Source organism: Enterovirga aerilata (genome assembly GCF_013044135.1).
GTDB lineage: Bacteria > Pseudomonadota > Alphaproteobacteria > Rhizobiales > Beijerinckiaceae > Enterovirga > Enterovirga aerilata.
This window is the reverse complement of record NZ_JABEPP010000005.1, coordinates 400,569-426,684: the sequence shown is the minus strand read 5'-3', so window position 1 is coordinate 426,684 and position 26,116 is coordinate 400,569. Positions and strand designations below refer to the sequence as shown.

15 protein-coding genes are annotated in these 26,116 nt (G+C 69.1%); 10 read left to right on the top strand and 5 right to left on the bottom strand.

All coding sequences use genetic code 11. From position 1 onward, the window contains the following. Window positions 1-12: 12 nt before the first annotated feature. Together HJG44_RS19190 and HJG44_RS19185 are read right to left on the bottom strand one after the other, a co-directional pair. Window positions 13-792, bottom strand: coding sequence for a phosphatase PAP2 family protein (locus tag HJG44_RS19190; protein WP_346767219.1), 780 nt, complete (start codon window positions 790-792; stop codon window positions 13-15). Between the two features lie 43 nt (window positions 793-835). After that, window positions 836-1,918 carry a TRAP transporter substrate-binding protein gene (locus HJG44_RS19185; RefSeq protein WP_171219920.1) on the bottom strand — a complete coding sequence of 361 codons (1,083 nt, stop codon included), beginning with the start codon at window positions 1,916-1,918 and terminating at the stop codon, window positions 836-838. A gap of 163 nt (window positions 1,919-2,081) precedes the next feature. Here HJG44_RS19185 and HJG44_RS19180 point away from each other — a divergent pair, with 163 nt between their 5' ends. Then, complete coding sequence (locus HJG44_RS19180) at window positions 2,082-3,323, top strand: MFS transporter (RefSeq protein WP_171219919.1); 1,242 nt, start codon at window positions 2,082-2,084, stop codon at window positions 3,321-3,323. 10 nt (window positions 3,324-3,333) lie between these two features. Here the strand turns inward: HJG44_RS19180 and ptsN are convergent, their stop codons facing one another. The 3 genes from ptsN to HJG44_RS19165 are packed head-to-tail and all read right to left on the bottom strand — an operon-like array spanning window position 3,334 to window position 5,335. Then, window positions 3,334-3,798, bottom strand: a complete 465-nt coding sequence (ptsN, locus tag HJG44_RS19175) for a PTS IIA-like nitrogen regulatory protein PtsN (protein WP_171219918.1) — start codon at window positions 3,796-3,798, stop codon at window positions 3,334-3,336. Between the two features lie 40 nt (window positions 3,799-3,838). Continuing rightward, window positions 3,839-4,459: a ribosome hibernation-promoting factor, HPF/YfiA family gene (gene hpf, locus HJG44_RS19170; RefSeq protein WP_171219917.1), complete on the bottom strand. Its 621-nt coding sequence runs from the start codon at window positions 4,457-4,459 to the stop codon at window positions 3,839-3,841. Window positions 4,460-4,519: 60 nt separating this feature from the next. Then, on the bottom strand, window positions 4,520-5,335 hold the full coding sequence (locus tag HJG44_RS19165) for a TrmH family RNA methyltransferase (protein ID WP_171219916.1): 816 nt from the start codon (window positions 5,333-5,335) through the stop codon (window positions 4,520-4,522). A 145-nt stretch (window positions 5,336-5,480) separates the two neighbouring features. Between HJG44_RS19165 and HJG44_RS19160 the strand changes: the two genes are divergently transcribed. From HJG44_RS19160 to glgB, 9 genes are all read left to right on the top strand, one after another. Next, window positions 5,481-5,825: a DUF2934 domain-containing protein gene (locus tag HJG44_RS19160; RefSeq protein WP_171219915.1), complete on the top strand. Its 345-nt coding sequence runs from the start codon at window positions 5,481-5,483 to the stop codon at window positions 5,823-5,825. A 10-nt stretch (window positions 5,826-5,835) separates the two neighbouring features. Beyond that, window positions 5,836-6,600: a trehalose-phosphatase gene (gene otsB, locus HJG44_RS19155; RefSeq protein ID WP_171219914.1), complete on the top strand. Its 765-nt coding sequence runs from the start codon at window positions 5,836-5,838 to the stop codon at window positions 6,598-6,600. A 69-nt stretch (window positions 6,601-6,669) separates the two neighbouring features. Beyond that, window positions 6,670-8,262 (top strand): alpha,alpha-trehalose-phosphate synthase (UDP-forming), encoded by a 1,593-nt coding sequence (locus HJG44_RS19150; RefSeq protein WP_246736353.1) that lies wholly within the window; start codon window positions 6,670-6,672, stop codon window positions 8,260-8,262. Window positions 8,263-8,302: 40 nt separating this feature from the next. Further along, the gene (glgX, locus tag HJG44_RS19145; RefSeq protein ID WP_346767207.1) at window positions 8,303-10,405 is read left to right on the top strand and encodes a glycogen debranching protein GlgX; all 2,103 of its coding nucleotides are present in this window, start codon (window positions 8,303-8,305) and stop codon (window positions 10,403-10,405) included. 4 nt (window positions 10,406-10,409) lie between these two features. Next, window positions 10,410-12,236 carry a malto-oligosyltrehalose trehalohydrolase gene (gene treZ / locus HJG44_RS19140; protein ID WP_171219913.1) on the top strand — a complete coding sequence of 609 codons (1,827 nt, stop codon included), beginning with the start codon at window positions 10,410-10,412 and terminating at the stop codon, window positions 12,234-12,236. Beyond that, a complete protein-coding gene (locus HJG44_RS19135; protein WP_171219912.1) occupies window positions 12,226-17,094 on the top strand; it encodes a malto-oligosyltrehalose synthase in 4,869 nt (1,622 codons plus the stop codon). The genes treZ and HJG44_RS19135 overlap by 11 nt, the downstream gene beginning before the upstream one ends. Window positions 17,095-17,126: 32 nt before the next feature. Further along, the gene (locus HJG44_RS19130) at window positions 17,127-20,519 is read left to right on the top strand and encodes a maltotransferase domain-containing protein (RefSeq protein ID WP_171220005.1); all 3,393 of its coding nucleotides are present in this window, start codon (window positions 17,127-17,129) and stop codon (window positions 20,517-20,519) included. A gap of 68 nt (window positions 20,520-20,587) precedes the next feature. Beyond that, window positions 20,588-23,839, top strand: a complete 3,252-nt coding sequence (gene treS / locus HJG44_RS19125; protein WP_171219911.1) for a maltose alpha-D-glucosyltransferase — start codon at window positions 20,588-20,590, stop codon at window positions 23,837-23,839. Beyond that, on the top strand, window positions 23,839-26,115 hold the full coding sequence (gene glgB, locus HJG44_RS19120; protein WP_171219910.1) for a 1,4-alpha-glucan branching protein GlgB: 2,277 nt from the start codon (window positions 23,839-23,841) through the stop codon (window positions 26,113-26,115). Before treS ends, glgB begins: the two co-directional genes overlap by 1 nt. Window position 26,116: the final 1 nt, after the last annotated feature.

Genomic DNA, 26,116 nt, shown 5'->3' with positions numbered 1-26,116 from the left:
CGCAATTTCGGCTCAGGGGCGCGTCGCGCTCGTCCCGTGGTCCGGGGGAGGCGGCGGCGCCTCGGTCTCGACCTGGCCTCGGCGCTGCAGGACCAGCGCGGCGTACCAGCACATTCCTGCCCAGGCCGCGCCCACGCACCAGCCGGCGAGGACGTCCGACGGCCAATGCACGCCCAGATAGACGCGGGACGCGCCGATCAGGACCGTGAGGACGATCGCGAGCAGCAGGAAGAACAGCTTCACCCGCCGCGGCTTATGCACCCGGGCGAGCAAGGCGCCGAGCGTCAGATAGGTCACGGCCGACAGCATCGCGTGGCCCGACGGGAAGCTCGCCGTGTAGACCCGGACCTCGTGCGGGACGAGATCGGGCCGGGGCCGCTCGAATCCCATCTTCAGCAGCGCGCTCGCGACCATCCCGCCGACCACGGCCGCGACCACGAGGATCGCCGCGCCGCGGCGGCGCGTCATCAGGAGATAGCCGAGCGTCGAGAGCGTCACGAAGCCGAGGATCGCGTGCCCTCCGAGGCCGGTGAAGTCGCGTGCGCTCTCCTCCAGCCAGGTCGGGCCGATCGGGTCCGCCAGATTGGCGGGATTGCGCAGCGAGAGAAGCAGAGTCCGGTCGAAGGCGAGCGTCTCGCCCTCGATCACTTCGCCCGCAAGGCTGACGAAGCCCCAGCCGAACAGGCCGACCAGGGCCAGGGTCAGGAGGGGTCCCGCCTCGGTCAGGCCGAGGCGGAGCGTCAGGTGACGGTAGAGCTGGACGACCCGCCTGTGCTCCACTGGCCGGAGCACGCTCACCCGGCCGCTCGCCTCAGGAAGTCCATCGCAGTCTGGCTCAGCCGCGCTGCGAATAGACGAAGTAGTCGAACGGGAACTCGCCGATCCGGAACCAGGTGAGCTCCTTCTCGCGGAAGGCCGACCAGTGCTCGTAGATCTTCTTGAACTTCGGGTTCTGAGCCGCGATCTCGCCGTAGAGCTGGAAGGCGTGCTTGTGGCCGGCCTCCAGCACGTCGCGCGGGAACGCGCGCAGCTGCGCGCCCTGGCTGATCACGCGGCGCAGGGCGTCCGGGTTCTCGGCGTCGTATTTCGACAGGCACCAGAGGTTCGCCTCCGCGCAGGCAGCCTCCAGGACGTTCCTGTAGGCCTCCGGCAACGCGGCAAGCTTGTCCTTGTTCGCATAGAGCGATGTCTGGGCCGTGCCCTCCCAGAAACCCGGATAGTAGTAGTACTTGGCGACCTTCACGAAGCCGAGCTTCTCGTCGTCGTAGGGACCGGCCCATTCCACCGCGTCGAGCGTTCCGCGCTCGAGCGCGGGGTAGATGTCGCCGCCCGCCAGGACCTGCGGCACGGCCCCGAGCCGCGACAGGATCTGCCCGCCCATCCCGGCGATGCGGAACTTGAGGCCCTTCAGGTCGTCGACCGAGTTGATCTCCTTGCGGAACCAGCCGCCCATCTGCGCGCCGGTATTCCCCGCCGGGAAGTTGACGATGTTGTAGTCGGCCAGGAACTCGCGGACGAGTTGAAGCCCGCCGGCATGGATCATCCAGGCATTGTGATGGCGGGTGTTCATGCCGAGCGGCACGGAGGCCTCGAACATGAAGGTCGGGTCCTTGCCGATATAGAAGCTGGACAGCGTGTAGCCGCACTCCACGGTTCCGTTCTGGACCGCGTCCAGGACCTGCAGGCCGCCGACGATCTCGCCGGCGGCGAAGACCTGGATCTGGAACTTGTTGTCCGTCGCCGCCGCGACGCGCTTGGCGATCTGGGCGCCCGCTCCGAAGAGCGTGTCGAGGCTCTTGGGATAGCTCGACGCCATGCGCCAGCGCACCTCCGGCTGGCTCTGCGCGATCGCCGGAGTCGCGAGCGCCGCCGCTCCCGCGGCGACGCTGCCGCCCTTCAACAAAGCTCGCCGGTCCATCTCGTGCGCTCCCTCCGTTCCTCTCTCTACCGGTCACTTAGCCCGCCGCCACGGCCCGCGTAAATCCGGCCCAGCTCTGCGCGCCGCGCAAGGTGCGGCAGCCCTGCGCGCGCAAGCCGGTGCGAGGCATTTTGTGGCATAAGGAGAGCAAATCGGAGGAAGCATGACCCCGGCGAGCCTCAATTCCGTCCAGCGCTGGTCCATCCTGGGCGGGGCCGCGATCATGCTGAGCCTCGCCATGGGCATGCGGCAGAGCTTCGGCCTGTTCCAGCCGCACATGGTGCGCGACATCGGCGTGACCACGGCCGATTTCTCGCTCGCGATGGCGATCCAGAACATCGTCTGGGGCATCACCCAGCCCTTCGTCGGGGTGATGGCCGACCGGTACGGGTTCCGATGGGTGACCCTCGCCGGGGTCGTGATCTATGCCGCCGGGCTCGGCCTGATGATCACCGCCAGCTCCGCGCTGCACCTCGTCCTGGGTTCGGGAATCTGCATCGGCCTCGCACTCTCCTGCACGGCCTCCAGCGTCGCCATGAGCGTCGCCTCGCGTGCGGTCACGCCGGCCCGGCGCAGCGTCACCATGGGCATGGTCTCCGCCCTCGGTTCCCTCGGGCTGGTGCTCGCCTCCCCCATGGCCCAGACGCTGATCTCGACCGCGGGCTGGCAGGTCGCGCTGATCGGGTTCCTGGGCCTGGTCTGCGTCATGATCCCGGCCGCGCTCGGGGCCGGACAGGTCGACCGGATGGAGGCCGCGCCGAGCCATCACCTCGATCAGTCCCTCGCCGAGGTGCTCCGCTCGGCCTTCGGGCATTCGGGCTACGTGGTGATGGCCCTCGCGTTCTTCGTCTGCGGGCTTCAGCTCGTCTTCATCACCACGCACCTGCCGACCTATCTGGCCGATTGCGGCATGGACCCCTCGGTGGGAGCGGCCGCGCTTGCGGCGATCGGGTTCTTCAACGTGCTCGGCTCCTATCTCTTCGGTTGGCTGGGCGGGCGCTATCCGAAGCAGTACCTCCTGGGGGGCGTCTATGTGCTGCGCTCGCTCGTCGTCGCGGCCTATTTCCTGGTTCCGCCGACCCCGGCGACGACGATCGTGTTCGGGGCGGCGATGGGCGCGCTCTGGCTGGGAGTGGTGCCCCTCGTGAACGGGCTCGTCGTCGAGCTCTTCGGCATCCGGTTCATGACGACGCTCGTCGGCATCGCCTTCTTCAGCCACCAGGTCGGCTCCTTCCTGGGCGCCTGGGGCGGCGGCCTCATCTACGATACGCTCGGCAGCTACGATGCGGCCTGGAAGGCGGCCGTGCTGATCGGACTCATCGCCGGCTTCGCCCAGATGCTGATGAATGTCCGCCCGCCCGTCGGGACCCGGAGCATGGCGCCCCTGCCGCAGCCGACGGCCTAAGCCGAACTTCCTAGGCAGCGTGCGGCGTCGGTTCCTGGGTCAGCACGGCGTAGAGCGCGCTGGCGTCGCGCGCGGCCCGGATCCGGTCATGGATCCCGGGCTCGCGCAGCACGCGGGCGACACGGGCCAGCGCCTTGAGATGGTCGGCGCCGGCGCCTTCGGGAGCCAGCAGCAGGAAGAGCATGTCGACCGGCTCGCCGTCGAGCGCTTCGAAATCGATCGGCTTCTCGAGGCGGGCGAAGAGCCCGAACAGGCTGCCGAGCCTGGGCAGCTTGCCGTGAGGGATCGCGATACCCTCGCCGATGCCCGTCGAGCCGAGCCGCTCGCGCTGCAGAAGCGTGTCGAAGATCTCGCGCTCGTCCCGGCCGAGCAGCCGGGACGCCTGCGTCGCGAGATCCTGGAGCGCTTGCTTCTTGGAGTTGACCTTCAGGGAAGGCGCGACCGCCTCGGGGCTCAGAAAGTCGAGCAAAGGCATTTGTTTCAGGACTCGAATGGGACTGGCGAGGCCGGGCCGCCTACCGCGAAGCAAGCTTTCGGCCAGTGTCGTCTGCATCGTCGAGCGGCGGGTCGATCCAGCCGATCGTGCCGTCGTTGCGGCGATATACGACGTTCACCCGGCCATTGCCAGCGTGCCGGAACACGAGAACGGGGGCTCCGGTCAGATCGAGCTCGATCACCGCATCTCCGACCGAGAGGCGGTCAAGACGCCGCGTGGTCTCGGCGATCACCACCGGATGGAACTCGCCCTCGTCGCCTTCGAGCTGCTCCTCCACGGGAGCCTCGATGATCGCGTAGGCGCTTTCGGCCTCGGCCGGCGGAGGCTCGGCCATGCCCTCGCCGATTCGGCTCTTGATTCGGCGCTTGTAGCGCCGGAGCCGCTTCTCGATCCGCAAAGCCGACTGATCGAAACTGGCGTAGGCATCCGGCGCCACGCCCGACGATTCGAGCATCGCGCCCGAGCCGAGCTTCACCATGCAGTCGGTCCGGAAGCCCGCCCCGTCGCGGGAAACGATCACATGCCCGGAGCCCGCCCCATCGAAATACTTCCCGATCGCGGCTCCGAGACGCGATTCCACCTGGGAGCGCAGTGCCTCGCCGATATCGAGGTTCTTTCCGGACACCCTGATCGCCGCCATGTCGCCTCCCTGGCGCCTCCTGAAACGCCGCCCTCAAGGTGGGTCCGCCCGTCGCGGCCGTCAATCGGCGCAATGGCGTCGGCGCGATGTCCAGACGGCGTGGAGGGCGATGCCGGCCGCAGTGGCGACGTTGAGCGAATCGAAGCCCGGCGCCATGCTGATCCGGACCGAGCGCAGCCTGTCGATCAACGCGGGCGGAAGCCCGGGTCCTTCGGCTCCGACCAGGAGAGCCGTTCGCTCCGGCCAGGTCTCCCGATCCAGGAGTTCCGACCCCTGCGGGCTCAGCGCGACGACCGCGAAGCCGGAATCTTCCAGCGCCCGGACCATGTCGTCGGCCGTTTCCGTCCAGGCGAACGGGACGAGGAGCGACGCCCCGACCGAGACACGGACCGCCTTCCGGTAGAGCGGGTCGCAGGACGAGCGGTCGAGCAGCACCGCATCCGCCCCGAAGGCTGCCGCATTGCGGAAGGCGCCTCCGACATTGTCGTGGTTCGACAGCCCGACGAGCCCGAGCACGAGGGCCGGCTGCGGGAGCCCGGACAGGAGCGAAGTGGGATCGGCCGTCTCGCCCCGGCGCCCGATGGCGAGCGCACCCCGGTGAATGTGAAAACCGACGATCGCGTCCATCACGCGCTGGCCGGCCACAAAGACCGGAAGGTCGCGCGGGAGCTGGCTCAGCACCGGCGCGAGCGCCTCGGCGCGCGTCTCGGAGAGCAGCAGCGATTCCGGACGGAACCGCGAGCGCCCGCTCAGCAGCGCCATTATCACCACCTCGCCCTCGGCCACGAAGCGGCCGCCGCGCCCGGCGAGGTCCCGGTCGCGCACCGCCCGGTAATGCGCGATCCGAGCATCTTCGGCATCGTCGATACGGATCATTCCGACACTTCATCCGTTCTGCCGTCCGGGACCGTACTTTCGCGCGCGGGCGGCATGACGCGGCTGCGCTTGAAGACTAACGGCGAATCGCCTGTCACTTGCTGCCGGGCTGATGTGGTCGCGCGGCGGCCGAACGGGGTGCACCATGGAGTCTGAGAGAGACCGCAGGGTTCGGGAGCGCGCTCACAAGCTGTGGGAAGAGAGCGGGCGGCCGGAAGGGAAGGCGGACGAGCATTGGGCGCAGGCCTGCGCCGAAATCGACGCCGAGAGCAAGGATTCGGGCGCAAAGCGCGGCAAGGCAGGCAAGACGGCCGATTCCGCCCCGAAATCGAAGGCGAAGGGCGCGACGGCACCGTCCGGCGAGGACGCGGCGAAGAAGCCGGCGCCGAAGAGCGCCAAGACCGCCGCCTCCACGAAGAAGGAAGAGCCTGCGCCGAAGGCCTCCGCGAAGACGGCGGCCGGGGGCTCGAAGGCGAAGAAGAAGGCCTGACCGGGACACGATGGATTCAGCCCAGGCCGAGGGCGAGAGGGGCCCCGGCTTCGCGCTCTTCCTCGATTTCGACGGGACCCTTGTCGAGATCGCACCTACGCCGGACTCGGTCGTGGTGGCGCCCGAACTGCCCCTGCTGCTCGCCGCGCTCCGCGACCGCCTCGGTGGCGCGCTCGCGATCGTCACCGGGCGATCGATCGCTGGGATCGACCACTTCCTGCCCGGCCTTGGGCTCGACGCCTGCGGCATGCACGGGCTGGAGCGCCGGGTCGGGGGGCAGGTGGCCTTTCCGGAGGGCCTTGCCGACCTGCGGCCGCGCATCGCCGAGCTGCGGGCGAGGCTTTCGCCCCATCCGGGCCTGATCGTTGAGGACAAGAGGATCGGCGTCGCGGTCCATTGGCGCATGGCGCCCGAAGCCGAGGCGGAGGCCAGGGCGGCGATCGACGCGCTCGCGGCCGAGCTGGGCCCTGCCTACAAGATCCAGGAGGGCAAGGCCGTCCGGGAAATCGTTCCCGCCCAGGCCGGCAAGGGCGAGGGCATCCGGGCCCTGATGCAGATGGCGCCTTACGGCGGGCGCCGCCCCGTCTTCATCGGCGACGACAGGACGGACGAGCACGGCTTCGACGCGGTGAACCGGATGGGCGGCGTCACCGTGAAGATCGGGCCGGGAGAGACGCTCGCCCGCTATCGGCTGGCAACCCCTGCGGAGCTCCGGGAGGCCATGTCCGGCTGGCTCGCGGGCCGGCTCTCGTGGGAAGACCTGCAGCCGGCCTGATACCCCCACCGGGAACCCATTCCCAGCCGAGCGGGTTCTTGGAACGAGGGGTTCGGGTCGGCGTCAACGATGATAAAATCATACGGCATCCAGGTCGGGCAGACCGAGGCGGGGGGAAGTCGTCCGGAGATGAAGGGGCGGACGGAGTTCACGTCGGCGGTCCTGAGGCCGGCAGGCCAGGCGGACTCTTCCACCGAGAGCCCCTCCGAACTGCCGCGGCGACGGGGCCGCTCTAGGGAGAGCAGGCTCGTCGTCGTCTCGAACCGGGTGCCCGTGCCGGGCCGGCGTGGCGCCGGCGGTGCCGGCGGCCTCGCGGTGGCCCTGGAAGCTGCGCTCAAGGAGCATGGCGGCGTCTGGTTCGGCTGGTCGGGCGACGCGCGTCCGGCGATCGATGCCGACGCGCTGGACGAGCATCAGGTCGGTCGCATCAACTTCGCGGTCACGGACCTGACCAAGCGGGACGTCGAGGAATACTATCTCGGCTTCTCGAACCGGGCGCTCTGGCCGGTCTGCCACTACCGGCTCGACCTCGCGCATTTCTCCGAGCGGGACACCGCGGCCTATTTCCGGGTGAACGGCTTCCTCGCGCGAAAGCTCGTGCGGCTGCTCGAGCCGGGCGATCTCGTCTGGGTGCACGACTATCACATGATCCCGATGGGATCGGAGCTGCGCGCCCGCGGCTTCGGCGGACGCCTCGGCTTCTTCCTGCACATCCCCTGGCCCTGCCCGGAGATCGCGAGCGCGCTGCCGGAATACCGGCGGCTCCTCGCCGATCTCACCGCCTATGACGTGATCGGCTTCCAGACCCCGCGGGACGCGGAGAATTTCGGACGCTGCCTCGCCGAGGAGGGCCTCGCGAAGCACCTCGGGGTGGGATGGTATGAAGCGCAGGGCCGGCGCGTCCAGGTCGGCGCCTTCCCGATCGGCATCGACACGGATGCCTTCCGGCAAGCCGCGGCCAAGGCCGAGAATCTGCCGGCCGTGAAGCGGTTCGTCTCGACCCTCGGCCAGCAGAAGCTCATGATCGGTGTCGACCGGCTGGACTACTCGAAGGGGATCGACGAGCGCATCAAGTCGTTCTGCGCCTATCTCGACGCCCATCCCGAGGAGCGCGGCCGGGTGACCTACCTCCAGGTCACGCCGAAATCGCGCTCGGACGTCCCGGAATACAAGCAGATCCAGCAGGAGGTGGCCGGCCGCGTGGGCGAGGCGAACGGCGCCTACGGCACCGTGGACTGGACGCCCATCCGCTATCTCAACCAGAATATCCCGCACGTGACCCTCACGGGGCTCTACCGGTCCGCGCAGGTCGGGCTGGTCACGCCCCTGCGGGACGGCATGAACCTCGTCGCCAAGGAATACGTCGCCTCGCAATCGCCGGATAACCCGGGCGTGCTCGTGCTCTCGCGCTATGCGGGCGCCGCGTTCGAGCTTGACGGAGCGGTCATCGTCAATCCCTACGATGCGGCGGGGACCGCCTCGGGAATCGCACGGGCCTTCGCGATGTCTCTCGCCGAGCGACGCGAGCGCTGGAGCGCCATGATGCGGCACCTCGAGACGCATACGGTGAACGACTGGTGGCGCAGCTTCCTGGACACTCTGGCGCGAGGGGACGGCTCACCGTCCGAGCACGCGCGCGGCATGGCCGGCGCGACCGCCTGACCGGATCGCCTGCGCGAGGGGTCCGGCCGGGCTCCCTCCCGTGACCGGCCCCGTGCCCGCCGGGGCCGTTCCAGCCGCCCTTGGAGCGAACTGGACCGGCACGGGCGTCGAGTTCGCGCTCTTCTCCGCTCATGCCGAGGCGGTCGAGCTCTGCCTGTTCGACGAGGACGCGCCGGCGGAGCGCGCGCGGGTTCCGCTCGAGCGGACGGGGGACACCTGGCATGCCAGGCTGGAAGGCGTCGGCCCCGGCCAGCTCTACGGCTACCGGGTGCACGGCCCGTACGAGCCGCTCGCCGGCCACCGCTTCAATCCCAACAAGCTCCTGCTCGACCCGCATGCCCGCCTACTGAGCGGCGCGATCCGGTGGGACGACGCCACCTACGGGTTCCTGCCGGACGCGGAGGAGGCGGATCTCAGCTTCAGCGAGAGCGACAGCGCGCCCTTCATGCCGCGCTGCGTCGTGGTCGATCCAGCCTTCGACTGGCGGGGCGATGCGCCGCCGCGCCGGCCCTGGTCCGAGACCCTGATCTACGAAGCCCATGTGAGAGGCCTGACGCGGCTGCACCCGGGCATCCCGCCCGAGCTGCGGGGCACCTATGAGGCGCTCGGCCATCCGGCGATCGTCGCGCATCTGCAGCGGCTCGGGGTCACGGCGATCGAACTCCTGCCGATCCACGCCTTCGCGGATGACCGCTTTCTGGTGCAGCGGGGGCTGACGAACTACTGGGGCTACTCCTCCCTCGGCTTCTTCGCGCCCGAGGCGCGCTATCTCGGTCCGGCCGGATTGCCCGGCCTCAAGGAGGCGGTCCGCGTCCTGCACCGCGCCGGGATCGAGGTGATCCTCGACGTCGTCTACAATCACACGGCGGAGCTGGAGGAGACGGGTCCGACCCTCTCCTTCCGGGGCATCGACAACGCGGTCTACTACAAGCCCGCGCCCGGCGATCCGCGCCGCACCTTCAACTGCACCGGCTGCGGCAACTCCCTGGATCTGAGCCGGCCGGCGGTCGTCCGCCATGTGCTCGACTCGCTCCGGCTCTGGGTCGAGGAATACCACGTCGACGGGTTCCGGTTCGATCTGGCCTCGACGCTCGCCCGCAATCCCTACGACTTCGATCCCGAGTGCCCGTTCTTCGCCCAGCTCGCGGCCGACCCGGTGCTCGGCCGCGTCAAGCTGATCGCGGAGCCCTGGGATATCGGCGAGGGCGGCTATCGGCTGGGCGGGTTTCCTCCCGGCTGGGGAGAGTGGAACGACCTGTTCCGGGATCCTGTCCGGCGCTTCTGGCGCGGCGAGGAGGGGCAGGTCCCGGGCCTCGTGCGGGCCATCGCCGGATCGCGCGAGATCTTCGAGCCGAGCGGGCGCGGCCCCTGCGCGAGCGTGAACTACGTGGCCTCGCATGACGGCTACACGCTCGCCGATCTCGTCGCCTACGAACGGCGCCACAACTGGGCGAACGGGGAGGAGAACCGGGACGGCCACGGCCACAACCATTCCTGGAATTGCGGCGTGGAGGGCCCGACCGACGATCCGGCCGTCCGCGCGCTCCGCGCCCGGCAGAAGCGGAACCTGCTCGCGACCGCGATGCTGGCCCAGGGCGTGCCGATGCTGCTCATGGGGGACGAGCTCTCGCGCAGCCAGGGCGGCAACAACAACGCCTATTGCCAGGATAACCCGACTGCCTGGCTGGACTGGGAGCGCGGCGCGGAGGAGGATCCGGCCCTCCCCGACTTCGTTGCCTATCTGGCCGACATCCGCCGCTCCCACGCGGCGCTCCGGCGCACCGGGTTCCTGTACGGGATCCCCGATCCCGGAACCGGGCTCAAGGACGTCCATTGGCTCAAGCCGGACGGCGGCGAGATCGCGGCCGGCGAGTGGCAGGACGAGCATCGCAGGGCGCTCGGGATGGTGCTGGGAAGCGATGCGCCGGATGGCCGGATGCTGTTCGCGCTCCTCAATTCGGGTGACGCCGCGATCCGGTTCGCGGTGCCCGGACTGGGCGCCGCCGGCTGGGCGCCCCTCCTCGATACGGGCATTCCCACGGGCCGTCCGGACGCTCCCGAACGGACGTGTCAGGCCGGCGGAACCTTCATTGTCGAGCCCCGTTCCGTGATACTCTTCAGGGGCATCAAGCAGACAGGATAGGGACATGCGGCGACGGCATGCCATGCCGTTCGGGGCCGAGGTCATGGATCGCGGAGTGCGGTTCGCGCTCTGGGCCCCGAGCGCGGGGAGCGTTGCGCTCGTTGTGGACGGGGCCGAGCACGACATGCCCGATGCGGGCGGTGGCTGGCGGCGGCTCGTCCTGCCTGAGGCGCGCGACGGCAGCCGCTACGGCTTCCGCATCGACGGCGACACCGTCGTTCCGGATCCGGCCTCGCGCTTTCAGCCGGACGACGTATCGGGGCTCAGCGAGGTCGTCGATCCGCGCTCCTACGACTGGCAGGATCGGGGCTGGGCCGGCCGGCCCTGGGAAGAGGCGGTCATCTATGAGGCCCATGTCGGCACCGCGACGCCGGAGGGGACCTATGCGGCCTTCGCCGAGCGGCTGCCCGCGCTCGCCGATCTGGGCGTCACGGCCGTCGAGCTGCTGCCGCTCGCCGACTTCGCCGGGAGCCGCAACTGGGGCTATGACGGCGTGCTGCCCTATGCGCCGGATTCGATCTACGGCCGCCCGGAGGACCTGAAGCGCTTCATCGATCGCGCGCATTCCCTCGGGATCATGGTGCTGATCGACGTGGTCTATAACCACTTCGGTCCCGCCGGGAACTATCTCGGCCAGTATGCCGAGCAGTTCTTCACCGAGCGCCATCAGACCCCCTGGGGGCCCGGCCTGAACTTCGACGGCCGGGAAGGTCGCCCCGTCCGCGACTTCTTCATTCACAACGCGCTCTACTGGATCGAAGAGTTCAACGTCGACGGCCTTCGCTTCGACGCGGTTCACGCGATCCTCGACGACAGCGAGCACAACATCCTCGCCGAGATCGCCGAGCGGGCGCGCGCAGCCTCGCCCGGCAGGCATGTCCACCTGGTGCTGGAGAACGAGAAGAACCAGGCGCGCTGGCTGGAGCGGGACGAGGCCGGCAGGCCTCTCCTGCACACGGCGCAGTGGAACGATGACGTCCACCATTGCTGGCACGTCCTGCTGACCGGCGAGAGCGAGGCCTATTACCAGGACTTCTCGGACAAGCCGGTCGAGCGCCTCCTGCGCTGCCTGACGGAAGGTTTCGGCTACCAGGGCGATCCCTCCCGGCATGCCGGCGGCAAGCTGCGCGGCGAGCCCTCGGGTCATCTTCCGCCCTCGGCCTTCGTGGCCTTCCTCCAGAACCACGACCAGATCGGGAATCGGGCCTTCGGCGACCGCCTGTCCGCCCTTGCGGACCCGAACCGGCTGGCGCTGGCGCGGGCGGGCCTGCTTCTCTCCCCCCAGATCCCGATGCTGTTCATGGGGGAGGAATGGTCGGCTTCCGCGCCGTATCAGTTCTTCGTCGATTTCGCGCCGGACGAGGATCTGTCGCGCGCCGTGCGCGAGGGGCGCAGGCGCGAGTTCCAGCATTTCGCCGCCTTCAGCGATCCCGCCGCGGCCGAGACCATCCCGGACCCGACGGCCGAGGCGACCTTCCAGCGCTCCACCCTCGACTGGAGCGAGGCGGAGCGGGAGCCGCATGCCTCCGTGCTCGCCGACACGCGCCGGCTCATCGCGCTCAGGCGCGAGCACGTCATCCCGCTGACGAAGACCCGGTATAGGGGGGCCGAGGGCCGGATGCCGACCCCGCGCTCGATCGATGTCACCTGGCGGTTCGACGGCGGCACGCTGCGTTTCGTCGCGAATCTCGGGTCCGAGGCGATGGAACTCCCGGGCGGGTATTCCGGTCGTTTGATCTGGGCGAGCCCCGGCCTCGACACGACCGGACCCGGCCCGCTTCTCCCGGCCTGGGCCGGGTTCTTCATGACCGGAGCTGCGGATGAGCGGTGAGGACAGCCTGATCGGCCGGCTTTCGGAGCTGGTCGGCATTCCGAGCCGCTATACCGACGCCCACGGACAGCCAGTCGAGATCGAACCGGAGCGCCGGCGAGGCATCCTCGGCCATCTGGGCTTTCCGGCCGGCACGGACCGGGAGGCGCAGGACAGCCTCGCGCGGATCGAGGCGTTCCGGAACGCGATCGTCCCGAAGCTCGTGACCCTCGCGCCGCGCCGGCCGGCCGACATCCGGCTGCGGCCGAATGCCGGCGAGCGGGTCTCCTGGCGCCTGACAGACGAGGCGGGACATGTCCGCGAGGGACGGTCCGCGCAGGGGCGCATGCTGCACCTGCCGGTCCTGCCCGAGGGCTACTACGAACTCGATGTCGAGGCGGGCGGGGAGCGAGCGCGCTCGACGCTGATCGTCGCGCCGGAGCGCTGCTGGCAGCCGGGCTGGATGCGTCGCGGCGGACGGGCCTGGGGCCTCGCGGCGCAGGTCTATTCCTTCCGCTCCGGCTCGAACCTCGGGATCGGCAGCTATGCCGATATCGGGGAAGCGGCCTCTGGCGCGGGTCCGCTCGGCGCGTCCTTCCTCGGCCTCAGCCCGGTCCACGCGCTCTTCTCGGCGGACCGCACCAAGATCTCGCCCTATTCCCCGTCCTCCAGGCTGTTCCTGGAGACGATCCATATCGACCCCAAAGCCGTGCCGGGCTTCGCGGGGAGCCGGGCGGCCGGGATGCTCGAGGAGGAGGGCCGTGCCGCCCGGATCGCGGCCCTGCGCGATGCGGCGCTCGTCGACCATGCCGGGATATGGACCGAGCTCTCGCCGGTGCTGGAGGCGCTCTGGCAGGAGCGCGGCAGGGCGGACGAGGACGGCTTTGCCGCTTTCCGCCGCGAGCATGGCGAGAAGCTCCTGTCTCACGCCACCTTCGAGGCCCTGCACGAGCATTTCCGGGCCGAAGGCCGGTGGTGGCTCGGCGACTGGCCGGAGGAGTACCGGCGGAACGGCTCGGAGGCCGTCCGGCGCTTCGCAGCCGAGAAGCACGACCGCGTCGAGTACCATGCCTGGCTGCAATACCTCGCCGACCGCCAGCTCGCGGCCGCCTCGCAGGCGGCGAAGCGGGCGGGCATGTCGCTCGGCCTCTACCGCGACCTGGCGGTCGGCTCCGACCGCGGCGGATCGGAGATCTGGTCGCATCCGGAGCGGTTCGGAAACACGCTGTCCATCGGCGCACCGCCCGACCTGCTCGCGCCGCAGGGGCAGGATTGGGGCCTCCCGCCGCTCGACCCCCTCGTGCTGGAGGAACAGGGGCTGGCGGCCTTCCGGGATCTCGTCCAGGCCAATATGCGGCATGCCGGCGCGATCCGGATCGATCATGCGTTCCAGCTCGAGCGGCTCTACCTGATTCCCGTCGGCGAGAGCGGCGCGGCCGGCGCCTATGTCAGCTACCCCTTCGAGGCAATGCTCGCCGTGCTGCGGCTGGAGAGCCACCGCCAGAAGTCGCTCGTCATCGCGGAGGATCTCGGCACGGGTCCGGAGGGCTTCTCGGACGCGATCATGCGGTCCGGCATCCTCAGCTATCGCGTCCTCTCCTTCGAGCGGAGCGGGGATGGCGGCTTCAAGCCGCCGGCCGAATACCCGGCGGACGCGCTGACCGTCGTCACGACCCACGACCTGCCCACCTTCGTGGGCTGGTGGCGCGGCCTCGACACCGACCTTCGCCAGAGCCTCGGGATCTACGATCCGGAACGTGCCGAGAAGGAGCGCCGGGAGCGGGTGGTCGAGCGCGAGAAGCTCGCCCAGGCGCTGCACGCAGAACGGCTCCTGCCCTCGCCCGAGCCGCCGGACGAACCGCCGACGGAAGCCGTGATGCGCTATCTGGCGCGCACGCCCTCGGCCCTGAACGCCATCCAGTACGAGGACGTGCTCGGCTCGCGCAGCCAGCCCAACATGCCCGGCACGACGGAAGGCCACCCGAACTGGCGGCGCAAGCTCGACCTCGACATCGCGACCATCGGCGCGCCGGGCGGGCCGCTGGCCAAGATCGCGGCCGCCGTCTCGGCCGAGGGCCGGGGCACGCGGGCGACCACGAGCCCGCTCTCCTCGCCGCCGCCGCGCGCGACCTACCGCTTCCAGTTCCACAAGGACTTCACCTTCGACCACGCGATCGAGGCGCTGCCCTACCTGAAGAAGCTCGGCATCAGCCATGTCTATTCCTCGCCGATCGCCAAGGCGCGGCCGGGCTCGACGCATGGCTACGACATCGTCGACCCCTCCGCGATCAATCCGGAGCTGGGCGGGGAGGAGGGGTTCCGCCGCCTCTCCGACGCCCTGAAGGAGCACGGGCTCTGCCTGATCCTCGACGTCGTGCCGAACCATCTCGGCGTCGGCGGCGCGGACAATCCCTGGTGGCTTTCCACCCTCGAATGGGGCCAGCTCTCGCCCCATGCCCGCGCCTTCGACATCGACTGGGAGCGGCTCGGCGCCAACGGCAAGCTGATCATTCCGGTACTCGGCGAGCGCTACGGCGACGCGCTGGAGAACGGCGACCTCAGACTCGCCTTCGACGAGGCCGAGGGGTCCTTCAGCGTCTGGCACCACGAGCACCGGCTGCCGATCACGCCGCTCTCCTATCCGCTCGTCCTCGACCGCGCGCTTGCGGTACTCGACGAGCTGGAGGGCCATGCGGAGGTGATCGCCGTTTCCGACCGGCTGCGGACCATGGTGGAGGAGACCTCGCCGGAGCGGCGGGCCGCCTTTCCCGAGGAGGCGGAGCTCCTGAAGCGCCGCCTCGCCGCCGCCGTCACGAGCTCGGACGCGCTGCGCGCCGCCCTGGAACGGGCGATCGCGGTCGTGAACGGCGTCCCCGGCCTGCCCGAGAGTTTCGGAACGCTCCACCGCATCCTGGAGATGCAGGCCTACCGGCCCGCGCATTGGCGCGTCGCGGCGAGCGACATCAACTACCGCCGCTTCTTCGACATCAACGGGCTCGGCGGCATCCGGGTGGAGCTTCCCGAGATCTTCGAGGCGGCGCATGCGCTCGTCTTCCGGCTCGTACGCGAGGGCCGGGTCCACGGCCTGCGCATCGACCACATCGATGGGCTCGCCGATCCGGAGGGCTACGTCCAGAAGCTGCAGAGCGCGCTCGGGCCGGGCTTCTATATCGTGGTGGAGAAGATCCTGGAGCCGGGCGAGCCGCTGCGGCCCTGGCCGATCGCCGGCACGACCGGCTACGATGTCCTGAACCTCATCGACGGCATCTTCGTCGATACGGCCGCGGCCGGGGAGTTCGAGCGGATCTACCGCGACTTCACGGGCCTGGAGGGCTCCTACGAGGAGCAGCTCCGCGCCGCCAAGATCGAAATCCTGGTGTCGAGCTTCGCGAGCGAGCTCGAGGTGCTCGTCTCGGACCTGAAGCGCATCGCCGACGGCGACCGGCGCACGCGCGACTACACGGTCTACGCCATCCGGGTCGCGCTGATCGAGATCATCGCCCGTTTCCCGGTCTATCGCAGCTACATCACCGAGGAGCCTTCGCCGGAGGACGTCGAGCTCATCGAATCCACCGTCGCGGCCGCGAAGCGCCGCAGCGCCCTGCCGGACCGCTCCGTCCACGATTTCGCGGCCTCCGCGCTGCTCGGCCGGGTCGAGACCGAAGGGCCCGGCCGCCCCGCGCCCGACCATGTCGCCCGCTTCCGCCGGCGCTTCCAGCAGCTCACCGGCCCGGTCATGGCGAAGAGCCTGGAGGACACCCTCTTCTATCGCTATGCGCGGCTGATCTCGCTCAACGAGGTCGGCGGCGATCCCGGCCATTTCGGCGTGCCGCTCGCCGCCTTCCACAAGGCGAATGAGGAGCGGGCGCGGTCCTGGCCCAACGCCATGATCGCGACCGCCACGCACGACACCAAGCGCGGCGAGGATGCGCGCGCCCGGCTCAACGCGCTCTCGGAGATGCCGGAAGCTTGGCGCGAGGCGCTCGCGGCTTGGCAGGAGGTCGCCGCCCCGCATCTCGGCCGAGTCGAGGGCGCCGTCGCACCCGATCCGAACGACCATTACATGCTGCTCCAGGCCCTGCTCGGCGCGCTGCCGCTTGAGATCCTCCAAGCGGACGGCGCGGACGAGCTGGAGCGTTTCCGCACGCGCTTCCACGGCTATGTCGAGAAGGCCTTGCGCGAGGCGAAGCGCCATTCGAGCTGGGTGGACCCGAACGAGGCCTACGAGAGCGCGGCCAGGAGGCTCGTCGACGCCTGCCTTGCGCCGGGTTCGGCCTTCCTGTCCCGCTTCCGCCCGCTCGCGGCCCGCCTCGCGCGGGCGGGTGCGGTCAACGGGCTCGCCCGCACGGTGCTCAAATGCACGCTGCCTGGCGTGCCCGACACCTACCAGGGCTGCGGCTTCTGGGACTTCTCCCTCGTCGATCCCGACAACCGCCGGCCGGTCGATTACGCGAGCCGCGCCCGCGCGCTCGACGCGGAGGCTCCGCCGGCCGAGCTCGCACGCTCCTGGCAGGACGGCCGCGTCAAGCAGCACGTGCTCGCGCGGCTTCTCAACGATCGCGCCGCCCGCCCCGATCTCTATGCCGACGGATCATACGAGCCGCTCGGGACGTCGGATACGGGCGCGCGGATCGTAGCCTTCCGCCGGCGGAGCGGGACGGAGGAACTGATCGCGGTCGTGCCGCGCGGGGCGAGCCGGCTTCCCGATGGAGATGGGCTGCCGCTCGGCGAAGCCTGGGGGGATCTGACCGCTCCCGTGCCCGTCGGGCGCTGGCGGAGCATCCTCGACGATCGCGAGATCCATGCCGGCCAGGACGGTGTCGCCGCGCGGGAGCTTTTCGCCGCGCTGCCCGTTTCGGTCCTGAGGAGGGCCGAATGAGCGCACGCATCGAGGGCAAGGGCAAGGGGCCCATGCTGGACGCCGCCACAACGGATCATCACGCGACCCCCGTCGGGCCGCAGGCCGCGGCGGAGCGGGCCCGGCAGGTGAAGCCTGGGCCCCGCATCTACAATCTTTTCCCGCTTCTGGTCGGGACCGTTTCGGCCTGGAAGGCGGAACTGCCGCGCATCGCGGCGATGAATTTCGACTGGGTCTATGTGAACCCGTTTCACCAGGCGGGCTTTTCCGGCAGCCTCTACGCGATCAAGGACGTCACGAAGCTCGACGCGCGGTTCCGGGACGAGGGCGGGGGGAGCGACGACGACCAGATCCGCTCCTTCGTGGACGAGGCGCGCAGGCACGGCCTGAACGTGATGGCCGACCTCGTCATCAACCACCTGTCGAAGGACGCGGTGCTCGCCGACGAGCACCCGGAAGTGTTCGTCCGCAACATGTGGGGCGAGCTCGAGAGCCCCTATGCGGTCGATCCGGACGATCCGACCAAGCGCACCGTCTGGGGCGATCTGGCGGAGCTCGACTATGCCACTCCGGCTTCGCGCGAGTTCCTCCTCGGCTACTGGGACGCCTACATCGCCCGCATGCAGGAGCTCGGCATCGCGGGCTTCCGCTGCGACGCCGCCTACAAGGTGCCGCCGGAGGTCTGGACGCCGCTCATCCGCAACGCCAAGGCCCGCGATCCCGGCTGCCTGTTCGCGGCCGAGACGCTCGGCTGCACCTTCGACGAGGCGGTCGCGACCGCCAAGGCCGGGTTCGACTACCTGTTCAACTCCTTTGCCTGGTGGGACTTCCGGAAGCCCTGGGCCATGGAGGCGCAGGGGAAGACGCGTCTCCTCGCCCCGACCATCGCCTTTCCCGAGAACCACGACACCGACCGGGTCGCGGCCGCGATTCCCGAGGAGGCCAGCCAGGACGAGATCGAGCGCGAACTCGTCATGCGCTACGCGCTCGCGGCCTTCTTCTCGGCAGGCGTCCTCATGCCGATCGGCTACGAGGTGGGCGCCCGCCGCAAGGTGCATGTCGTCGAGACCGTGCCCGAGCACCGCGAGCGCGAGACCTCGATCGACATCTCGGACCGGATCGCCGCCATCAACCGGCTCAAGGCGGAGATCCCGGCGGCCAATCTCGAAGGTGCGGAATACAAGCTCTCGGCGGCCGACGCTCCCTATCTGGCCCTCCTGCGCATCGATGCGGGCCACGTGCTCGCCGCGGACGAGGCGGTCCTGATCCTCGCCAATCCCGGGCCGGCCATCGTCAGCGTCGATACCGGGACCGTGCTCGCCCGCACGGGCGGTGTGCTTGGCCCCTTCGTCGACCGCACGCCCGACGCCGTGCCGGCCGTCGTCGATCCCTGCCGCCCTCTGCTGCTCGGGCCGCGCGAGGTGCGGATCCTGGTCGCGGAGCGGGTCGCGCGGCCCGCGGCCGCGCCCGGCCACGCGCCGAAGGGCGAGGGCCGCGTCATCATCGAGACGGTCTGGCCGGAACTCGACGGGGGCCGCACGCCCGTGAAGCGCGTGGTGGGCGAGGCAGTGGAGGTCTGGGCGGACATCTTCTCGGACGGGCACGACAAGATCGCGGCGGAGATCCTCTATCGGCCGGCCGACGAGTCCGAATGGCGCCGCGCTCCCATGCGCTTCGTGGACAACGACCGCTGGGCCGGCTCCTTCGCGATCGACCGCAACACGCGCTACATGTTCACGGTCGAGGGCTGGCGCGATCCCTTCGCGTCCTGGCTGCACGAGATCCAGGCCAAGCGTAAGGCCGGCGTGGACGTCACGCTCGAGACGATCGAGGGCGTGGAGATCGCCGAGACGGCCGCGCGCAACGCCGATGGCGGGCCGGACGGGCCGGCCATGTGGGCCATCATCGACCGGCTCGCCGCCGCAAACGGCGACCCCGCTTCCCGGCTCGCGATCCTGCTCGACGAGCATAACGCCGCGCTGATCGCCCGCCATGCCGAGCGGGTGAACCTGTCGCGCTACGACCGCGAGCTCACCGTTATCGCGGACCGGCTCGCGGCGCGGTTCTCGGCCTGGTACGAGCTCTTCCCGCGCTCGATGAGCCACGATCCGAACCGGCACGGGACGTTCGACGACGTCATCCGCCATCTCCCCTACGTGAAGGAGATGGGTTTCGACGTCCTGTATTTCCCGCCCATCCACCCGATCGGGTTCAAGAACCGGAAGGGCAAGAACAACTCGCTCAAGGCGGAGCCCGGCGATGTCGGCTCGGTCTATGCGATCGGATCCGAGGCCGGGGGGCACGACGCCATCCACCCGGATCTCGGCGACATCCATGCCTTCCGCCGCATGGTCGAGGCCGCGCATGCCCACGGCCTCGAGATCGCGCTCGACTTCGCCGTCCAGTGCTCGCCGGACCATCCCTGGATCAAGCAGCATCCGGAATGGTTCGAGTATCGTCCCGACGGGACGATGAAATATGCGGAGAACCCGCCCAAGAAATACGAAGACATCTACAACGTCCATTTCTATGGCGCGTCGCTGCCCTCCCTCTGGTACGCCCTGCGCGACGTGGTGCTGTTCTGGTGCCGGGAGAAGGTGCGCATCTTCCGGGTCGACAATCCGCACACGAAGCCGCTCCCCTTCTGGAAGTGGCTCATCGCCGAGGTGAATGCGGCCTATCCAGACGCCATCTTCCTGGCGGAGGCCTTCACGCGCCCGAAGATGATGAAGGCGCTGGCCAAGATCGGCTTCCAGCAGAGCTATACGTATTTCACCTGGCGGAACACCAAGGCCGAGCTCATCGAGTACATGACCGAGCTGGCCACGACCGACATGGTCGAATACTACCGGCCGAACTTCTTCGCCAACACGCCCGATATCAACCCGATCCCGCTGCAGACGAGCGGACCGCCCGGCTTCGTGATCCGCGGGACGCTCGCGGCGACGCTCTCCTCCGTCTATGGCATCTATAACGGCTTCGAGCTCGCCGAGGGCACGCCGATCCCGGGCAAGGAGGAATATCTCAACTCCGAGAAATACGAGATCAGGGCCTGGGATTTCGACCGGCCCGGCAACATCCGTGCCCACATCACCAAGCTGAACCAGATCAGGCGCAGCAACCCGGCGCTCTGGGATTTCCGGAACATCACCTTCCTGAACGCCTGGAACGACAACGTGCTCGCCTACCTCAAGATGACGCCGGCGAAGGACAATGCCGTGATGGTCATCGTCAACCTCGACCCGAAGAACCGGCAGGAATGCACCTACGAGGCACCGCTCTGGGAGTTCGGCATCCCCGACCACGGTTCGATCGCGGTGGAGGATCTTCTCAAGGGCGGCACGTTCCGGCTGCACGGCAAGACGCACCGGATCGCCCTCGACCCGCTCCAGAATCCGGTCGTGATCTGGCGCCTCGTCCCGCCGTCCCGGACGAGCGGGGAGTAGCGAATGGCGGATGGATGCCGCACACGCCTCGACTCGCCATTCACCATTCCCCACGCGCCTGAAACGACATGATCGACCGCTCCGACACGCAATGGTACCGCGACGCCCTGATCTATCAGGTGCACGTCAAGTCCTTCTTCGACTCCAACGACGACGGGATCGGCGACTTCCGGGGAGTGACCGCCAAGCTCGACTACATCCGCGATCTCGGGGTCACGGCGATCTGGCTGATGCCGTTCTATCCCTCGCCGCTGCGGGACGACGGCTACGACATCCAGGACTACCGGGGGATCAACCCGTCCTACGGCACGATGGAGGACTTCCAGGAATTCGTGCAGGAGGCGCATGCCCGCGGCATCCGGGTCATCACCGAGCTCGTCATCAATCACACCTCGGACCAGCATCCATGGTTCCAGGCGGCACGCCGCGCGCCTCCGGGCTCGCCGGAGCGGAACTTCTACGTCTGGTCGGACACCGACCAGAAATACGCCGGGACGCGCATCATCTTCCTCGATACCGAGCCCTCGAACTGGACCTGGGATCCGGTCGCCAAGCAGTATTTCTGGCACCGCTTCTACTCGCACCAGCCGGATCTCAACTTCGACAACCCGGCCGTGCTCGAAGCCGTGCTCGACGTGATGCGCTACTGGCTCGACATGGGGGTCGACGGACTGAGGCTCGACGCGATCCCCTATCTGGTCGAGCGGGAAGGCACCAATTGCGAGAACCTTCCCGAGACGCACGCCGTCATCAAGGCGATCCGGCGCGCGCTCGACGAGCGCTATCCCGATCGGATGCTGCTCGCCGAGGCGAACCAGTGGCCGGAGGAGACCGCGCCCTATTTCGGGAACGGTGACGAATGCCACGTCTCGTTCCACTTCCCCCTGATGCCGCGCATGTACATGGCGGTCGCGCAGGAGGACCGGCACCCGATCACCGACATCATGCGGCAGACGCCGGAGATACCGGAAGGCTGCCAATGGGCGATCTTCCTGCGCAACCATGACGAGCTCACGCTCGAGATGGTGACCGACAAGGAGCGCGACTACCTCTGGACCTTCTACGCCGCCGACCGGCGCGCCCGCATCAATCTCGGCATCCGGCGCCGCCTCGCGCCGCTTCTGGAGAACGACCGCAGGAAGATCGAGCTGCTGAACTCGCTCCTGTTCTCGATGCCGGGCACGCCCGTCATGTATTACGGCGACGAGATCGGGATGGGCGACAACATCTATCTCGGCGACCGGGACGGCGTCCGCACCCCCATGCAATGGTCGCCGGACCGCAACGGCGGGTTCTCGCGCTGCGATCCGGCCCGATTGTACCTTCCGACGATCCAGGACCCGATCTACGGCTTCGATGCGGTGAACGTGGAAGCGCAGTCGCGCGCGCCAGCGAGCCTCTACAACTGGACGCGCCGGATGATCGCGATCCGCCGCGCCACGAAGGCCTTCGGCCGCGGCGCGCTCCGCTTCCTCTACCCGGCCAACCGCAAGGTCCTCGCCTATCTCCGAGAACACGACGACGAGCGCATCCTCTGCGTGGTGAACGTCTCGCGCGCGCCGCAGGCGGTCGAGCTCGACCTGTCCGAGTTCAACGGCGCGACGCCGGTCGAGATGACGGGCGGGACGGATTTCCCCCGCATCGGCGAGCTGCCCTATCTCCTCACGCTCCCGGCCTACGGCTTCTACTGGTTCCAGCTCCAGGCCGCAGCCGCCGGGCAGGAGACGCGCTACGGGCCGACCACGCAGCCGGAACTGTTCACCCTCGTCCTGACCGAAGGACTGAGCTCGCTGCTGCAAGGCCGGGAGCGGGAGGCGATCGAACGGACGATCATCCCGCGGATGATCGGCACCCAGCGCTGGTTCGCGGCGAAGGGCCAGCGGATCGAGCGGACGGAGGTGCTCGACTACGCGCTGATGAACGGGCGCGCGGGGCGCGAGGAGTTCATCCTGCCGCGCTTCGCGGTCCATCTCCGTGGCGGAGAGAAGCAGACCTACTTCTTCCCCGTCGCGGTCGACGAGCGGACCGACGACGAATCGCTCCTGCCCTATGCCGTGGCGCGCGTCCGGCGCGGCCGGCATGTCGGGCTCGCCTATGGGGCGGGGTCCTCGCCCGAATTCGCGATCGCGACCGTGGAGGCGATGCGGCGCGGCGACGAGATCGAGACGAGCTCGGGCGCGCGGATCCGCTTCTCGGCGACCTCCCGCATGCCCGAGGGTGTCGACATCGCGCCGGGCGAGGTGAAGCGGCTCTCGGCCGAGCAGTCCAATACCTCCATCCAGCTCGGTGAGGCGATGGTGCTGAAGATCTACCGCCGCCTCCAGCCTGGCATCCATCCCGAGCTGGAAGTGGGGCGCTTCCTCACCGATGTCGCGCATTTCGCGAACACGCCGCCGACGCTCGGCTCCGTCGAGCATGTCGGTCCCGACGGCGAGACCACCGCGCTCTGCATCCTGCAGAGCTTCGTGCGCAACCAGGGCGACGCCTGGCGGATGACGCTCGAATCGCTCACCCGCGAGCTCGACACCCTGGCGCTCGCGCCCCTGGACGACGAGCATCCCCTGGCGGAGATTTTCGCGCCCTACCTGCGCTATGCCGAGATCCTCGGGCGCAGGACGGGCGAACTGCACCTCGCGCTCGCCACCCCGACCGAGGATCCGGCCTTCGCGGTCGAGCCGATGCGGCGTTCCGATATCGATGTCGCGGCCCAGGATGCGCGTTCCCAGGCCGAGCGGGCCTTTGCGGCGCTCGCCCGCGGCTCCGTGTCGGGCGAGGCGGTCGCCGCGCTCAGGGCCCGCGAGCAGGAATGCCTCGACCTCATACGCGAACTGGCCGTCGAGCCCGAGGGCGCGGTAAAGACCCGCATCCACGGCGACTACCATCTCGGGCAGGTGCTCATCGTCCAGAACGACGTGATGATCGTCGATTTCGAAGGCGAGCCGGCGCGGCCCGCCGACGAGCGGCGGCAGAAATCCTCGCCGCTGCGCGACGTGGCCGGCATGCTGCGGTCCTTCGCCTATGCGGCGGACACGGCTGCGCGCGACGTCGCGGCGCGGCTGCCGGAGGCCAGCTCGCGCATCGCCGAGGTCGCGGCCGAATGGCTGCGCCTCACCGAGACCGAGTATCTGGCGGCCTATGAGCGGGCGGCGGGCGACAGCGCGGTCTGGGTCGCGGACGAGGCGTCGCGCAAGCGCCTGCTGCGCCTCTATCTGCTGTCGAAGGCGCTCTACGAGATCAATTACGAGGCGAACAACCGGCCGGACTGGATCGAGACGCCCGTGCGGGGCGTTCTGTCCATCCTGGATCAGGGAGCGGCGTGATGGCCGAGATGCAGGCGCGAGACGGCGTGGAGAACGGGGCGGGTCCGGCAGGAACCGGGCCCGCATCCGCCGGGCGGGGCTCGGTGGCGGGGTTCGGGATCGCCCCGGGCGATCTCGCGGCGATCATCGAGGCGCGTCACGGCAATCCCTTCGCGGTGCTCGGGCCCCATCCGGTGCGGGACGGCTACGAGATCCGCGCCATGCTGCCCGGCGCGCAGGAGGTCGCCGTCCTGGTGGACGGCCGGCCGGAGCCCGTCCCGATGACCCGGATCGATCCGGCAGGCTTCTTCGTCGCCCGGCTCAAGATGCGCGAGCGGCCCTGGTACAAGCTCCGCATCCAGTGGCCGGGTGCCGTGCAGGAGGCACGCGACCCCTATAGCTACGGCCCCACTCCCGGCTTCGAGGACATGTGGCGCATCCGCGATGTCGGCACGGAGTGCGTCCCGCGGCTCCTCGGCGCGCATCCGACCCGGATCGGCGACCAGCCGGGCTACCACTTCGCGGTCTGGGCGCCGAATGCCCGCCGGGTCAGCGTGGTGGGCGACTTCAACTCGTGGGACGGCCGCCGCCACCCGATGCGCCTGCGCCATGATGCCGGCGTCTGGGAGCTCTTCATCCCGGATCTCGGAGGCGGCGAGCGCTACAAGTTCGAGATCCTCGGCGCCGATGGCTCGCGGCTGGAGAAGGCTGACCCGGTGGCCTTCATGGCCGAGCAGCCGCCCGCCACGGCCTCGCGCTTGGCGCGACTGCCGGATTTCGAATGGCGCGACGCGGACTGGATGGCCTCGCGGCGCCAGGGCGATCCCCGACACAAGCCGATCAGCATCTACGAGTGCCATCTCGGCTCCTGGGCCCGGGTGCCGGAGGAGGGAAACCGCTTCCTGACCTACCGGGAGCTGGCCGAGCGGCTGATCCCCTACGTGAAGGAGCTCGGCTTCACGCATATCGAGCTCCTGCCGATCACCGAGTTCCCGTTCGACGGCTCCTGGGGCTACCAGCCGGTCTCCCTCTTCGCGCCGACGAGCCGTTTCGGCACGCCGGAGGATTTCGTCGCCTTCGTGGAGGCCGCGCACGCGGCCGGGATCGGCATCATCCTCGACTGGGTGCCGGGACATTTCCCGAACGACGCGCACGGGCTCGGGCTGTTCGACGGCACGCATCTCTACGAGCATGCCGACCCGCGCCAGGGCTACCACCAGGACTGGGGGACCTACATCTACAATTACGGCCGTCAGGAGGTGCAGGCCTTCCTGGTGGCCAATGCCCGGTTCTGGCTCGAGCGCTACCACCTCGACGGCCTGCGGGTCGATGCGGTCGCGTCGATGCTCTACCTCGACTATTCGCGCAAGCACGGCGAATGGGTGCCCAACAAGTACGGCGGCAACGAGAACCTGGACGCGATCGATTTCCTGCGGCGGATGAACGAGACGGTCTATTCGGCCGATCCGGGCTGCATGACGATCGCCGAGGAATCCACCTCATGGCCGGGCGTGTCGCATCCCACCTATACGGGCGGGCTCGGCTTCGGCTTCAAGTGGAACATGGGCTGGATGCACGACACGCTCCTGTTCATGTCGAAGGAGCCGGTGCACCGGCGCTACCACCACCACAACCTGACCTTCGGCCTGCTCTACGCCTTCTCCGAGAACTTCGTGCTGCCGCTCTCGCACGACGAGGTGGTGCACGGCAAAGGCTCGATCCTCGGCAAGATGCCGGGCGACCGCTGGCAGAAATTCGCGAATCTGCGGGCCTATTACGGCTTCATGTGGGGCCATCCGGGCAAGAAGCTGCTCTTCATGGGGAGCGAGTTCGGGCAGGAGCGCGAGTGGAACCACGACACCTCGCTCGACTGGCACCTGCTCGAGGACGGCTATCATCGCGGCGTGAAGAACCTGATCGGCGACCTCAACCGCGCCTTCCGGACCATCCCGGCCCTGCACGAGCGGGATACGGAGGCCGGCGGCTTCCAGTGGCTCGTCGCGGACGACGCGGAGAACTCCGTCATCGCCTGGCTCCGCCGCGGGCAGGATCCGGAGAAGGTCGCGGTGGTCGTCTCGAACTTCACGCCCGTCGCCCGCGAGGGCTACCGGATCGGCGTGCCCCATCCGGGCTTCTACCGTGAGGCCGTGAACACCGACGCCGCAATCTACGGCGGCTCCAACGTGGGCAATCAGGGGGGCGTCAGGGCGGAAGCATGCGAGGCTCATGGCCACGCCTATTGCCTGAGCCTCACGCTGCCGCCGCTCGCGACGCTGATCCTGGAGCGCGCGGCCTGAG

Coding starts and splice junctions, on each gene's coding strand:
- HJG44_RS19160 (WP_171219915.1), top strand. CDS start 5,481: ATGGAGTCTGAGAGAGACCGCAGGGTTCGGGAGCGCGCTCACAAGCTG.
- ptsN (WP_171219918.1), bottom strand. CDS start 3,798: ATGCCTTTGCTCGACTTTCTGAGCCCCGAGGCGGTCGCGCCTTCCCTG.
- treS (WP_171219911.1), top strand. CDS start 20,588: ATGATCGACCGCTCCGACACGCAATGGTACCGCGACGCCCTGATCTAT.
- hpf (WP_171219917.1), bottom strand. CDS start 4,459: ATGGCGGCGATCAGGGTGTCCGGAAAGAACCTCGATATCGGCGAGGCA.
- HJG44_RS19135 (WP_171219912.1), top strand. CDS start 12,226: ATGAGCGGTGAGGACAGCCTGATCGGCCGGCTTTCGGAGCTGGTCGGC.
- glgB (WP_171219910.1), top strand. CDS start 23,839: ATGGCCGAGATGCAGGCGCGAGACGGCGTGGAGAACGGGGCGGGTCCG.
- HJG44_RS19130 (WP_171220005.1), top strand. CDS start 17,127: ATGCTGGACGCCGCCACAACGGATCATCACGCGACCCCCGTCGGGCCG.
- otsB (WP_171219914.1), top strand. CDS start 5,836: ATGGATTCAGCCCAGGCCGAGGGCGAGAGGGGCCCCGGCTTCGCGCTC.
- HJG44_RS19185 (WP_171219920.1), bottom strand. CDS start 1,918: ATGGACCGGCGAGCTTTGTTGAAGGGCGGCAGCGTCGCCGCGGGAGCG.
- HJG44_RS19165 (WP_171219916.1), bottom strand. CDS start 5,335: ATGATCCGTATCGACGATGCCGAAGATGCTCGGATCGCGCATTACCGG.
- HJG44_RS19150 (WP_246736353.1), top strand. CDS start 6,670: ATGATAAAATCATACGGCATCCAGGTCGGGCAGACCGAGGCGGGGGGA.
- HJG44_RS19180 (WP_171219919.1), top strand. CDS start 2,082: ATGACCCCGGCGAGCCTCAATTCCGTCCAGCGCTGGTCCATCCTGGGC.
- treZ (WP_171219913.1), top strand. CDS start 10,410: ATGCGGCGACGGCATGCCATGCCGTTCGGGGCCGAGGTCATGGATCGC.